The organism is Paenibacillus tundrae (assembly GCF_030812775.1).
Lineage (GTDB): Bacteria > Bacillota > Bacilli > Paenibacillales > Paenibacillaceae > Paenibacillus > Paenibacillus tundrae_A.
Genome location: NZ_JAUSTI010000014.1, coordinates 1 through 14,343 on the forward strand (window position 1 = coordinate 1; position 14,343 = coordinate 14,343).

The following is a 14,343-nucleotide window of genomic DNA, read 5'->3' on the forward strand; positions in this document are numbered from 1 at the left end:
CTTAAAAAGGATGACCCCTGTAGAATACAGAGATCACCTTCTTCAAGCCATGTAGGTCTTTTTTAGAAATGTCCTTTACATAGGGTACAGTTTAGTGTGGCAACGCTGTTTTTTCATTTGGTTGCTTGAATGTTACTTCTAATTGCCTGAATGTTACTTCGTTACTCTTCTTCGTAATTTTCGTTATTTCGTCAGTTCGTTGAAGTAATTCAACAACTCAAGCCTCAACCTTTCGGAAAACTAACACTGCATTATGTCCGCCAAAACCGAACGAATTGGACATTCCGATGCTCATATTGGCTTCTCTAGCTTTATTAGGGACATAATCTAAGTCACATTCAGGATCTGACTGTTCCTGGTTAATTGTTGGTGGTATAACACCATGTCTCAACGTCTGGATTAGAGAGATCGCTTCCGCACCACCGGCTGCACCGAGCATATGCCCGGTCATCGACTTATTCGCAGTCACAGGAATCCGGTAAGCTGTTTCGCCAAATAACTTCTTGATCGCTCGGGTCTCGGAAAGATCACCTGCTTCTGTGCTTGTTGCATGTGCATTAATGACATCCACATTCTCAGGTTCGAGATGAGCATCCTTCAATGCAGCCCTCATCGCCAAAAATGCACCTCTTCCTTCGGGGTGGGTGGCAACCATGTGGTATGCATCTGAACTCGCGCCATACCCAACAACTTCAGCCAGAATATGAGCACCTCTAGCAAGAGCATGAGACAGCGACTCCACCACAACGATCCCTGCACCCTCAGCCATAACGAAGCCATCTCGCCCTGCATCAAACGGACGACTCGCTGCTTTCACCTCTTCATTACGCGTAGATAATGCCGTTGCGTTGGCAAAACTCGCCAAAGCGACCTCAGTCACTGCAGCCTCAGTGCCTCCTGCAAAAATAACATCAGCTCCGCCATGTCGAATTAACCGAAAAGCTTCTCCAATCGCTGTATTACCAATAGAGCAAGCAGTCACTGGCGAGAGCGTTGGCCCCCAACATCCAAACCTCATGCTGATCATCGATGCCGCCATGTTCGAGATCATCATTGGCACAAGGGTAGGACTGACTCTTCCCGGACCTCGCGCAGTAAGTAGGTTACTCTGTTCAACCAAGGTTTGAATTCCCCCAATGCCGGAACCAACATACACACCCACTCGCTCTCGCTCTAGCTTCTCCAGATCTAGACCCGATTGCGTTAAAGCCTGTTCTGCTGCTGCAACGGCAAATTGGGTGAAGCGATCCATACGGCGAGCCTCTTTACGCCCGAATTGCTGCTCTTCATCAAAATCTCGAACCACGCCAGCCATTTTAGATTTATATTGCGTCATGTCATACGTATCAATCATTGAAATTCCTGATTTGCCCTGAACGAGGTTATTCCAAAATGTTTCCACATCATTTCCCAAAGGAGAGATAATTCCCATTCCTGTAATTACAACACGTTCCATCTTCGTTCCCTCCAGCATGTATTCAAAATGAAGTTCGATTTAATATTGTCATGGGTGTTATCCTATTACAAGTTGTTGTTTATCCTAGTATAATGACCACTAGGATAACGGATTAGATGGAGGGTGAATTCGTGAATCATGACGCCAGGCTTCAAGCTCTATCCTCATTTATGAAAACCCAGCGCGCCAAAATATCGCCAGAATCCGTCGGTCTGCCTTTGGGCACGCGCCGAAGAACACCTGGTTTAAGACGGGAAGAAGTGGCTCAACTAGCTGGGGTAAGTACCACCTGGTACACCTGGCTGGAGCAGGGACGGGATATCCAGGTATCTCATTCCGTGTTGGATAATATCTCGACGGCTCTCAAGTTAACGCCCGATGAACGCAAATACTTGTTCTCGCTAGCACTGGAACATCAGGCAGCAGCACATATTGCGGAAGAAGAACCATTGCAGATCAGTCCACCACTACAACGGATTCTTCGCGATCTGGAGCATTGCCCGAGCATTATCTCTGATCGACGATGCTACATTGTTGGCTGGAACGATGCAGCGAGACATGTATTTATCGATTTTGATCTCATTCCACTTGAACAACGCAATATGATTCGTCTGTTATTTGAACGTAAGGAGTTCCGCAGACTTGCGGTGAACTGGGAGCATTTTGTTAGCGGCTTTCTAGCGATTTTCCGTGCCTACTATGGTCAGTATGTGGAGGATGAATGGTATAATTTGTTTTTGGAGGAGATGATGGATCAATATCCAGACTTTCGTACACTGTGGAAACAGAGTAGTGTCAGCAGCGCCCCTGACGTTCTCATTGAGTTTAGACACTCTAAGGCAGGTAAAATGTTATTTGACCTTACATCCTTGCAGATTCATGGCAGTTCTGACCTGCGCTGTAGCATCTATACACCGGCAGCGGATACAGCTACTGAACAGAAGCTTATGCATCTCATGGAACGAGATCCGAGAAAGCTCGGCAGCTCAGTATAAACCAGATTTGATGCCACATTTACACCAACTCGGCTCTACCCAATATCAAAATCAACTAAGATGAAAACTACATTTCGGATAGCGTCCATCCCATTCTTGACATCATCCCTTCGTAAGTATAGATTATCAGGTAGATTAAGGTGAATTTAAAACAGTTAGCCACTTCCACAACGTGGATTTTAGAAAGGAACATCATGACCAAAGTGCTTATAATAGAAGACGACAATATGTTAGGTGACACATTATCCCTATATCTTCAAGGGGAAGGATATGACGTAATTCGTGTCGATAACGCAAGAGATGGTCTTCTACAGCTTCAAGCGCTGCCTGATATCATTCTTCTTGATTTAATGCTCCCCGACCTGAGAGGTAAGAACCCTTGTCTGCTCATTCGAGAGCATACAACCACACCTATGATCGTCATCTCATCGTTAACCGATATCTCTGAACGAATTCGTTCCTTATCGGATGGAGCCGATGACTATGTATGTAAGCCCTTTAGCATGCAAGAGCTCAAAGCACGCATAGAAGCTGTGCTGCGCCGAACGACAATACATCATAACTCTATCATGTCTAAAGAGCAGCCAGGAATCTCTCTTGATTTGGAACGCAGAACGATTCTGCTCAATCATCGGAAGATTGAAACTACTTTTTCTGAATTTGAAATTATGAAATTATTTGTACTTAATCCAGGCAGGGTATACAGTCGCTATGCCTTGATTGAAGCCATTCGAGGTTTGGATGCCTACATTAATGATCGTACCATTGATGTTCACATTGCAAAATTACGCAAAAAAATTGAAATCAACCCCAAAAACCCCCAATACATTCATACCATCTGGGGGGTGGGATATAAGTTCACACCTTAATGTGAACCATCAGTTATAGATCTGCTTCACCATGGCAAAGACGTAGTAATCACATCTATTTCTTGTTGCACCTTTTCTAGTTGTGCAGCCACATCGGCTCTAGGTGATAGATTAACTAAACATGTCTCTAGTTCAAGAACAAGCTCCAACAACCTTTCGGCATGCAGGTTTGCAGCAACACCTTTGAGTGAATGAACATGGCGAATGGCATCATCCAGCCGATGATATTGAAGCTGCAACTCTACCTTTTTCTGAAACAAACTGTACTCCGCCTTAAACTTCGTAAGCGCATATTGTAAGATATGCGGCTTATCGCCCATCTGGTTGATGGCCTGCTCCACATGCATACCCCTGATCTCTTTCATACCTCTCAGGTTGATCCATAGTGTTAATTTCTCTGCTATTTGTTGCTCATTAATTGGTTTAAACAAGATACTATTCATACCCGCTTCAAGGCATTTCTCATCATCGCTTTGTAACCCATTTGCCGTTAGGGCAAGGATCGGCGTATGATCATACTGCCTAATCTGACGGATACGACGTGCTGTATCGAACCCATTCATTTCAGGCATATACAGATCCAACATAATGAGTTTCCATCTCTGTTCATCCAGCTTCTTCATGACCTCTTGCCCATTAGCCGCCAATGTGACCTCAAACCCCATATGTTCGAGTGTTGCACGTATGGCCAGTTGATTAATTTCATGATCTTCTGCAACGAGAATATGTCCCTTATGTTGTATCGACGAATCTTCTAGATCGTGGTCGGTCCGCTGTTGCTCCATAGCCCCATTTCCCTGAAGAGCAAGCAATGCTTCGAACAAGCCTAGACGTGTGATTGGTTTGAACAATAATATATCGGACTTGCTCAAATTTCCCTCTCCCCAGATATCATGCTCACTAAACGGATGGGTGTATCCGAGCACCTTAACCTTTGAGCGATCAAGACTATTGATAAAGCGGTTCCAATCCGTCCCGTTACCCGTCTCTATGATGTCCATATCAATCATAAATACGGAGTAGGTGCAATCATGATCGGAAGTAAACTCACGACCTGCTGCTACCTCAAATAGTTCAGGATATAACACAGCATGGACACCAAAGGAATGCATCATCTGGACCAAGCTTTCACCCAGTCGCTGATTGTCTTCAATAATCACCGCACCCAAGAGAGGCTGCAATTGAGGATACATGCGAAGGAAAAAATCCCCTTCCGTATCCGCCAAATCCAGTACCAACTCGAAAGAAAAACGACTATATGCTCCCTGTACACTATCCACTTGCAGGATTCCTCCTAATGAGCTCACCAGATGATAACAGATGGTTAAGCCCAAACCGGAACCTCCATATTTACGGTACGTTGATGGATCTCCCTGTGTGAAGGGTACAAATAACCGCTCCATATGTTCTGGCGCTATACCGATGCCCGTATCCTCTACAACAAACCGAACAACGGCCTGCTCAGTATCCAGCGATATGAGCTCAGCGTGAACAAGAACATGACCACGCTCAGTGAATTTGATTGCATTGCTGAGTAAATTCAGCAGAATCTGTTCGAGTCTCACCGGATCACCCAATACTCGCAAAGGCAGATCTGGATCTGTATTGAAGATAACATCAATATTTTTGTAACCCACTGCCGCGCCCGCTTGATCAGCAATGCCCTTGAAGAAATTTTCTAGAGAAAAAGGTACTCTCTCTATGGTAAGCTTGCCTGCTTCAATTTTGGAAAAATCGAGAATATCATTCACTAAGGTAAGCAAGGACTGAGATGACGTATTTATTTTATTCAAATACTCCATTTGCATGGTGTTCAGACCTGTACGTTGAAGCAATAATGTAAAACTGATGATGCCGTTTAGCGGGGTACGAATCTCGTGGCTCATCCATGCGAGAAAATTACTTTTTGCCTGACTAGCCTCGTCAGCCTTCAAGCGTTGAACCTGATCCGTAATATCATGAAATACACCCTTGATACGTTCTGTAGAGTTCGCCAGCTGAACAGGATGTAAGTGCACCCGATAATGTTGTAGCTGCCCATCTTCGAGCCTCAGGCTAAGCTCCATCTCTTGAGAAGACTGATTATACAAGGATTGTTGCAATAGTAATGACCAGTTCTCCAACTCCTCGATCGTAATCAAGTGCTCAAGCTGCTGTGCGAAGACCTGCTCCTTGTTGGTCTGAAGTGCATCGAGAAACCTCTGATTCACCGACACAATGCGTTTATTTGCATCAAATCCGACAAACCAATCCTGGGAGACACGCTCCAACGTTCGATACCGCTCTTCACTCTCTTGAACTCTTCGCTTCACGGCATGATGTTCTGTAATATCAAGTCCGTGACCAATAATATACTTCACTTCGCCGTCTTCCAGTAGAGGCTGTATCTTCACAATGGCATAATAACCCCTATATTCAAACTCATAAAATAAGGACTCTCCTTGCCAAGCCCGCTCATATTGTTCCTGTAGAAAATCCATTTTTTCTTTAGGTAGAAGACTCGTTCCTCCACGTATGTTATTTTCCATTACGCTTTTCATGTCCAAACCCATGCGGGAGAGCATCTCCCCTTCTAATACAACATATTCAAAATTAGCATTCCGCTTCTGTATTTTAAAGGCAAAGCCAGTCTGCATACGCAGCATCTCTAGCATTTCCCGATCTTTCTGAATAACGAGTAGTCGATAATTATGGTTCTGATTGAGATAGTACAAGAATAATGAAACTAATAAAACACAAGCATTCTGAAACGACAAATGAATGCCTAAAATGGGCAGAGACAGTGACTGTATTTCACCCATAGTGAAGATATACACTGAGTTAAACAGCACGGCTCCACATATCCATTTCAGTATAAAATGCCTAACATACTTGAAGATCAAACATACGATGATAACAAACATGATCTCAACGATTAGATATTCCAGATTGCCAAATTGGGGGGTAATCCCTATAACCAATCTAAGGCTTAACATTAAAGCAAAGGTGACAAGCGCAGAAAGACCTCCACCAAAATAAGTGGCTAAAAAATAGACAACGGCTCTAAAATTTAATAATGAGCCATCATTAATTTGAATATTAAAATAATATAGAGCTGTGCCAAGAATGCTATAAAGAACACCAACAACTATTCGATTAACAATGAAAGAAACACGTTTCGTACTCGTCTGGTTTAGATAATAATGTGTAAGAAAAACGAAGATCAGAATCAACGTAATATTCAGTACAAGATCGCGCAGCAATAGGTCACCGTCCAAATCGCGGATTCTGGTATGTGCATTCATGAATTTGGCTGGATTCACGTTTGCAGCTTCCAAGTTAAACAAATCATATTATGCCAATCTCTCTTAATCAATTAAACTATTTTTAATCTTACCCGAACGACGCCTTACTCACACAAATCATTGAAGATACTAATATAAAAGAGAGAATCGTCCAGATAAACAGAGGTAATCGTCACTTCGGCTTCCCAAACTTCTTGGTTAGCTCTTGCAATATGGGCAACGCCAGACCAAGTCTGATTACCTCTCCAATGCGTATCAATCTCTAAGCGAGCAGGCTGGCCGATCATATGCTCCCTAACACAACCTGTTTTGGCCTCATAGATCGAGTTCACCTCCAGAATTACACCATGTTCATCAGTAATCATGACCGCATCCTCTAACAATAAAAAAGTTTTAAGTTCTAGTTGCATCGCAAATACCTCCTCTTGATGTAACATGATGTAAGCTAACTTATCCCTTCGGAGAACACTCCTATATCCTAATACGAGTTTAATATTTGAATTTCTGAATAAGACTTTGTAGATGCTCAGCCATGGACGTTAAGCTTCGTGCTGAAGATGAAATCTCCTCCATCGCTGCTAGTTGCTCCTCTGACGAGGCCGCAACTTCTTCGGACGTTGCCGCATTAGACGAAGCGATACCTGCCAACTCCTTAGAAATCGCTGCTACTTCCTGCACACCTGCTGTAATCTGTTGTGACGTCGCTGCAATCTCTTCAATCTGTGGTGTCGTATCTCTCATGCTATTTAAAATGTACTCAAACTTCTGAATCGCTTCTGTGGAGATGGTCATACCATCACCAACCTCTGTGGTTACCTTTGCCATCATACGAACCGAGGCAGCCATATCCTCCTGAACCGCATTAGTGAGAGCCGTAATTTCGCTCACAGATTGTTGGGATTGTTCCGCCAATACGCGTACTTCACCCGCTACGACGGCAAAGCCATTACCGTGTTCACCTGCACGAGCAGCTTCAATCGATGCATTCAAGGCAAGCAAATTCGTCTGCTTGGCCATGTTACCGATCAGTTCTGTAATCGCAGAAATCTGGTTAGAACGTTTATATAACGCCTGAATCAATTGATTGGTCTCTTCTACGGTGTCCTGAATGGAGTGCATCTGGCTGACGGTCTGTTTGACCGCTTCCCCGCCCTCTTCCGCCTGAACGGTTGTGTGCTTCGCTAAGTCGGCGACACGCATTGAGCTTTCTGCAATACGAGTAATACCTACGGTCATTTCGTTCATCGCTCCATGATTATGTTCGATGCCATTCGTCTGTCTCTCAGCACCACTTGCAATTTCCTGAATAGCTCGTGCCACCTGATCGCTGGCTGCACTCGTCGATTCTGCACTCTGCGTCATTTCCTCTGAGGAAGCAACAACTTCACTTGCGCTGTTCTCGACATTTTGAATCAACAATCGCAGATTGTCCTGCATTTTTCCAAACGCATCACTTAGCTCACCGATCTCATCATGACTTGCACTCACAATCGTCTGGGTAAGATCCCCTTCGCTCACTTGGATCGCTTGGTCTTTCAGACGGCGAATCGGTCGAACGATAGAGCGCATGACCAGTAAGATAATGAGAAAGCCCACGATAAGACAAGCTGAAATGACAATCATCATCCGATGCAAAATAGGTGCAGCTGCAGTATCGATTTCGGAAGAATACATCGTACCGGCTACTTTCCACTCTGTCGCAGCATTGGTTTCGAAATACATCATTTTCTCGTCTTGACCTAACATATAATTAAATTGCCCGCTGTTATTCTCATACACCTGTGTCCACAGATCCTCTGTCGCATCTGTTCCAGCAGGCTGAGTTGGATGGTAAATGTACTTTTGACTGCTATCCAGCAAAATCATATACCCTTCTTCCCCTACCTTAATTCCGCTAACCAAACCACTAATGTTGGTCAAATCCAAATCCAGCTCTATCACACCAGATCTATCACGAAGCGCCTTCGCAATGGTGATGGTAACATCGTTCGTTTCCACAGAAGTATACGGATCACTCACAATAACTTCATCCGGGTTTCCCATCGCTTCGATATACCATGGTCTTGTTCTTGGATCATAGCCATCTGGCATGTCGCCCTCAGATGACATGAGATACACACCTTCCTCCGTCCCCAAGCCGATCGTTATAATATCTGGATTTTGCCCAGCATAGTCCTTCAATTCATCCACAATCAATGTCTCCGCATTTTCTTGACTCATTACTCCTGTGAGCTTATCTGCATAGAATTCGATGTGGCTACGCTTAGCATTTATCACAATATCAATGGTTGAATTAGCCAGGGTAACATTCTCTATCGCACTATGTAAAATTTGTTTTTCTATCTCGCCTCTTGCATTGTTATATGCTAATATTCCAACTAAGAACGAAGGTATGACCAAAAAAGCAATTAATGACAATGCTAGTTTAGCCTTAAAGTTTTTATGAATTTTTGCAAATGAAATCAACTTCCTCTTTATTCTCACCAAATTCCTCTACCTCTCCCGACATATATTTAATTTAAATTTTTTCATTCCTTTAGATTTTCGTTCTACTCCTTTCTCATCGAAAAATCTCTTGATTTTCACTTTTCCTAATGCTAAAGAACTATTTTTCACAAGCTAATTATAAGAAAAAGTTATTAAATAAAGTAAATTAGCGATATGACTAAAATGTTAACTTTTTAAACACATATTAAGAAAACTGTCTATTACTCAACAGCCAACAAAAAAAGACCTGAGCTACATCGCGCTCAGATCTTCAAGTTAATTTTATTCAATTGACGTGTTCAGGTTCACACCTTATTCAAATGCTGGAATTGCGATATCTGCATAGTTCTCTTCGAAGAATGCTTTTACCTCAGGACCAGCCATACGTTTCGCCAATTTCTGAATGGCTTCAGAGTCTTTATTATCTTCACGAGCAACCAATGTGATGGCAAAATGAGAATCATCCTTCTCCGTGAAGAGTGCATCCTTCTTCGGCGTAAGACCCAGTGGGCTTGCATAAGCAGGTGTCATCGCAACCAGATCTGCATCATCCAACATACGAGCCAGCATCAGCAGATCCACTTCCTTAAACTGGAAGTTCTTAGGATTCTCAATAACATCCGATAGTGTAGCATCGAATCCTACGCCCTCTTTCAACTTAATCAAACCATTTTGCTCCATCATGACTAATGAACGTCCTGTGTTCGAAGCATCGTTGGCAATTGCAACCGTCGCTCCGTCCGGCAGTTCGTCCATTGACTTGTATGTTTTGGAATATGCGCCATAGATCGCATTGTAGATGGGTTGAACGCCGACCAGATTAGAGTTATGTGCTTCATTATATTGAGTCATATAAGGCAAATGCTGGAAGAAGTTAGCGTCCACCTCTTTGTTCGCTAGTGCTGTATTCGGCTGCACATTATCGGACAAAACCACAACTTCCAGATTCACACCATCTTCTTTCAATAATGGTTTTACAATGTCCAACACATCCGTCATTGGCGGAATCAATGTAGCCACTTTCAATGTAACTTCCTGTGTTGCCTCGTTGTCTGTGTTCGTTCCTTCTGCTGCAGGTGCTGCTTCCTTCTGACCGCAACCGGCTACTACAAGCATCACTGCGAGCAGTGTAAGCATTAATTTCGCTTTCATTTCATCGTTAACCCCTTCATTATGTAGTCTGTGTGTGACATGTGTTCAGTTCGACCTCATTATACGCTCAAGATCGACGATCAAGCCAGCGTGATAACCTGCTGCCTGTATATTGAATCGTCTGTACCAAGATAATCATAATGATAATCGTAAATACCATAATATCCGTTTCGTACCGCTGGTAACCATACCGAATCGCAAAATCACCAACACCGCCTCCCCCAACAATCCCCATCACTGTGGAGTAGGAGATAAAACTGATGGTCGCCGTCGTAAGACCCAATACAAGACTTGAACGCGCCTCCACATATAGGAATTTCACGACAAGTTGTATGGTTGATGCTCCCATCGAGGTTGCCGCTTCAACCACGCCTTTGGGTACATCAAGCAACGCCTGTTCAACGAGTCTAGCGTAATATGCAATGGCAATGACCGCTAGTGGAACAGATGCCGCAATCGTACCCATGGAGGTTCCCACGACAAACCGTGTGAACGGAATCATGAATACAACCAGCAGGAGGAAGGGAAACGAACGAATAATATTAACCAAGCTTCCGAGAATCGTAAACAACGGTTTATTTTCGTATCGTTGACCCCTTCTGAACAGATAAAGCAACGTTCCTAGAGGCAACCCAATCAGAAGTGCTGCCGCAATGGAGATACCGACCATGACAAAGGTATCGCCGATCGCTTGCCATATTTCATCCTGATACTTGATCACGGATTCAGGTATCATGGCGATGTCCCCCTTGTTCCGTGTGATCTGAGACTGAGACATCTCGGTCTGGCATATCCGCCTCTGAATCATGCAGCAATAGCGATGTCAGCATGTCAGGCTGAGGTTCTGGAACGCTACTGACCTCTGCTTCAGATAAAGTTCTGAACACGCGGCCTTCTTTCATGACCGATATTTGATGGCAGAGCCTGCGTGCAACCTCCATCTGATGAGTAACCACAACAATCGTCACACCTAGCGTCTGGTTCACATGACGAAGTACATCCAGAATTCCACTCGTCGTCTGTGGGTCGAGTGAGGATGTTGGCTCATCACAGAGGAGAACACCGGGACGACTCGCAAGCGCTCTGGCAATCGCCACACGTTGCTTCTGCCCGCCACTTAACTGTGCAGGATACTGCTTCGCTTTATCCTCAAGACCGACAAATCTCAAGACTTCCATGCCTCGGGCAGCCCGCTCAGAACGGGATGACCCACCTGCCAGCTCCAAAGGCATACAGACATTACCGATCACAGTACGATTGCTAACCAGATTAAAATGCTGGAAGATCATACCGATCGATTGACGAGCCTTACGAAGATGCTGTTCACTCATCCCCGTGAGGTTCTGTCCATTGACAAGCACGTCGCCTTCATCCGGTTTCTCCAGCCCATTAAGCATTCGTAGCAGCGTGGATTTGCCGGCACCACTGGCACCGATAATGCCATGGATCTTCCCTTGTCCTATCTCAAGCGAGACAGAGCTTAACGCCTCGAATCCCTGATCTGCACGTTCGCCCCGCTCGTAATAACGTTTGCTTACTCCGTATAATGAAATCATGGAGATTCCTCCCGCGATTAATCGTGCATGGTTCTTCGCGAACACATGAAGAAAGCCCGCACAGCCGATAACCGGAGCGCGAGCAATCCTGTTTATTTATAATAAATCAACAAGCACTATGAGACAACCCTTAACGCGCAACCTCTTGTAATGAATGTTCAAAAAGGATCGTTGTGATTGACCACTGCACGTAAATCCTGTGATCGATATAAACTAAATCGTCCATTGGATGAGCCAATATAGACTTCATCTTCTATGCGATTTATCGCTCCGCTCTTGGCCTGTCGATCTCTATGCTCTGGCTGGCCTGTAACAATATCATTCACCCTGCCTATCAGTTCTCCGTTTTGCGCGTTGAAGACGAGCAGATCTGCCCCCATAGGCAGCAGTAACTGATCATTAATGAGCGTGTAACTCCCCTGATTGATAGGGTGCCGCACCGTTCCTAACGTCTCTTTAACACTCCAGCGTAATTTTCCCGTCTTATAATCCAGTGCAGCAGGAGAGCCGTTCCGGATCACGTATACTTGATCCCCTTCTACCAGACCACGTTCAATCTTAGCGTTCACACTCCAACGTTTCTGGCCACGCTGTGGATCATAGAGTGTTGTTGTGAAATCTTCGTATTCACCGTATTGATGCCCGTGTTTATTTTCACGAATCAGCACCATTCCATCGTTTAATACCTCGATCTGCTGTTCGTGTTTAGCAGGGAAATGTTCCCGCTTTTTGCCTGTATTCAAATCCACCAGCGTCCACTGATCTGCGAGCAGCATCCAACGTTCAGGTCTTGGGCTCTGAAAAGGGTCTATACGATATATCCCATCAAAGTACGGATTGTTCTCTGGGTGATCTACTGTAGACTTCTTAGCTACGATCTTCCAAACGACACGTCCTGTTAACGGATCAGCCGCCGTGAGTTTTCCTTTATCCCAATACAGCACATATGGATCTTCTGCACGCTGGTTCAACAACTGGTAACCCTTGTTAAGCTTGCGTGTCCATAATACTTTACCATTCTTACTATTCAGTACGGATAGATGCCCACCATTGGAAGTTTCGCTCAGACGACTATCTACAACAACCACATGCTTAGCTGCCGTTATATAGTTCACGTCATATCCCTGCTTAGGATTGAATCCCCACATCACCTGACCATCATTCAGTCGGAGATGACGAACACGATCATTGTAGCTTTTCTTATCCGGATCATAATCTGTAAATATGGTAACATGCTCACGTTCGATATCCATCTGAGCCTGCTGTATACCATAACCGGCATTGACCTCCCACAGCTTCTTTCCGGAAAGTCGATCCAGAGCATACATTGAACTTTCGTAATGGTTACCACTTAATCCACCATCGTCACCTTCCATTAAAAGCACATCCTCATTCGCCGCCTGTAAGAAGGTATAATTAATTCCGCCCTGATTCGTCCAGATCGGCTTCCAAGGTAGTGTAGCTGGCAGCACTTTGGCGTCTGTCTTGTTCGTATACTCGTACTCTTCACCAGTACTGAAATAATACTTATCCCAACTGTAGGTTTGTCCACCTTGTAGAATACGCCACTCTGTTCGAGCGATCTTGCCGGCCTGGCTAAAGGTTACAAGAAACTGACTATCCTCTCGTTCATACCGCCAAGTCTCGCCAATACTCATCTTCTGGTATGTATCGGAGAGATTGCTTGAATGCTCTTTCCAATCCGGTTCACCAAGCCACTGCTTCACCTGCTTGGAAGTTGCTGCCTTATTGAACTTTAGAAAGGTTAGATGTCTGATCGCTGTAGTGGTCAACGCCGAATTCTGCTGAAACCAACCATCCTTTATATTTTCATGCTGGTCAATATCCTCTGCCTTAACCCAGAGCAGTGGCGGAAGGTACTCCAAACTATTCTTCGTCCAGTTGCGCGGCGTTATTGAGACACCATACCATCCATTCCATTCTTTGATTAGAAATGCTTCTACAGCACCGATTGACCAGCTTGTTGTGCTCCCTGGGGACAAATATAATTTACGGCCTGGATGCAGTTTGAAAGTCTGTGGAGTGACCGCTTCAACACTACGACTCTCTTTCGATGCATACCACGCCGGGAACCACACCGTTCCCCGATTCTCATCCTGAATCTTAATCCATTCCCCTTCTGCAGACCGCACTTTCCATTTCTCCATGTGGGTCGTGTACGATTGCAGCTTCACACTGTCCAGATCTTCACGGCGCTCTACTCTCTGGATGAACAAAGGCGTATCGGGCACAACCGTCACGGCTTCTCCCTGTTTATAATTAACTTGGGTAGGCTTAGCTTGCGTTACTGTAATTGAGCTTGGTTCTCCTCCAACATCCGTGCGATTATCCAGTAACCCACAGCCTGTAACGAGCATGAGGGATACACCCATTACTGTAATCCATGGATACCTTGCTTTTACTCCGTTTAGCCCAATCTTCACGATGTTCACTCCACTCAAATAGAAGTTATTTCCATTAAAGACGTTTTGAACAAAGAAAAGTTACCCTATGAATCAAATTTAATTTCCCTGCTCACTGGCA

General features: G+C 44.5%; 10 protein-coding genes. 2 read left to right on the forward strand and 8 right to left on the reverse strand.

Annotated elements, in window-relative coordinates:
* Window positions 1–217: 217 nt before the first annotated feature.
* Entirely contained in the window at window positions 218–1,456 is a 1,239-nt protein-coding gene (gene fabF / locus J2T19_RS21010) for a beta-ketoacyl-ACP synthase II (RefSeq protein ID WP_307219216.1), read from the reverse strand.
* Window positions 1,457–1,587: 131 nt separating this feature from the next.
* On the opposite strand from fabF, the gene J2T19_RS21015 reads away from it, so the two are divergent.
* Entirely contained in the window at window positions 1,588–2,451 is an 864-nt protein-coding gene (locus J2T19_RS21015; protein ID WP_307219218.1) for a helix-turn-helix transcriptional regulator, read from the forward strand.
* A 194-nt stretch (window positions 2,452–2,645) separates the two neighbouring features.
* Entirely contained in the window at window positions 2,646–3,320 is a 675-nt protein-coding gene (locus J2T19_RS21020; protein WP_307219219.1) for a response regulator transcription factor, read from the forward strand.
* 26 nt (window positions 3,321–3,346) lie between these two features.
* Here J2T19_RS21020 and J2T19_RS21025 read toward each other — a convergent pair whose 3' ends face one another.
* The 7 genes from J2T19_RS21025 to J2T19_RS21055 form a co-directional block, all read right to left on the reverse strand.
* On the reverse strand, window positions 3,347–6,637 hold the full coding sequence (locus J2T19_RS21025) for a response regulator (RefSeq protein ID WP_307219222.1): 3,291 nt from the start codon (window positions 6,635–6,637) through the stop codon (window positions 3,347–3,349).
* Window positions 6,638–6,708: 71 nt separating this feature from the next.
* Complete coding sequence (locus J2T19_RS21030; protein ID WP_145049172.1) at window positions 6,709–7,014, reverse strand: PAS domain-containing protein; 306 nt, start codon at window positions 7,012–7,014, stop codon at window positions 6,709–6,711.
* 79 nt (window positions 7,015–7,093) lie between these two features.
* Window positions 7,094–9,088 (reverse strand): methyl-accepting chemotaxis protein, encoded by a 1,995-nt coding sequence (locus J2T19_RS21035; RefSeq protein WP_446843241.1) that lies wholly within the window; start codon window positions 9,086–9,088, stop codon window positions 7,094–7,096.
* A gap of 315 nt (window positions 9,089–9,403) precedes the next feature.
* On the reverse strand, window positions 9,404–10,243 hold the full coding sequence (locus tag J2T19_RS21040) for a MetQ/NlpA family ABC transporter substrate-binding protein (RefSeq protein ID WP_307219227.1): 840 nt from the start codon (window positions 10,241–10,243) through the stop codon (window positions 9,404–9,406).
* 67 nt (window positions 10,244–10,310) lie between these two features.
* Window positions 10,311–10,979, reverse strand: a complete 669-nt coding sequence (locus tag J2T19_RS21045) for a methionine ABC transporter permease (protein ID WP_307219229.1) — start codon at window positions 10,977–10,979, stop codon at window positions 10,311–10,313.
* A complete protein-coding gene (locus tag J2T19_RS21050) occupies window positions 10,969–11,799 on the reverse strand; it encodes a methionine ABC transporter ATP-binding protein (RefSeq protein ID WP_307219231.1) in 831 nt (276 codons plus the stop codon). Before J2T19_RS21050 ends, J2T19_RS21045 begins: the two co-directional genes overlap by 11 nt.
* Before the next feature lie 158 nt (window positions 11,800–11,957).
* The gene (locus tag J2T19_RS21055; protein WP_307219234.1) at window positions 11,958–14,243 is read right to left on the reverse strand and encodes an outer membrane protein assembly factor BamB family protein; all 2,286 of its coding nucleotides are present in this window, start codon (window positions 14,241–14,243) and stop codon (window positions 11,958–11,960) included.
* Between the last annotated feature and the right edge of the window lie 100 nt (window positions 14,244–14,343).

What these genes read in the sequence shown, in the direction of transcription:
- fabF (WP_307219216.1), bottom strand. Translation starts at nt 1,456, where the DNA reads ATGGAACGTGTTGTAATTACAGGAATGGGAATTATCTCTCCTTTGGGA.
- J2T19_RS21020 (WP_307219219.1), top strand. Translation starts at nt 2,646, where the DNA reads ATGACCAAAGTGCTTATAATAGAAGACGACAATATGTTAGGTGACACA.
- J2T19_RS21030 (WP_145049172.1), bottom strand. Translation starts at nt 7,014, where the DNA reads ATGCAACTAGAACTTAAAACTTTTTTATTGTTAGAGGATGCGGTCATG.
- J2T19_RS21040 (WP_307219227.1), bottom strand. Translation starts at nt 10,243, where the DNA reads ATGAAAGCGAAATTAATGCTTACACTGCTCGCAGTGATGCTTGTAGTA.
- J2T19_RS21045 (WP_307219229.1), bottom strand. Translation starts at nt 10,979, where the DNA reads ATGATACCTGAATCCGTGATCAAGTATCAGGATGAAATATGGCAAGCG.
- J2T19_RS21050 (WP_307219231.1), bottom strand. Translation starts at nt 11,799, where the DNA reads ATGATTTCATTATACGGAGTAAGCAAACGTTATTACGAGCGGGGCGAA.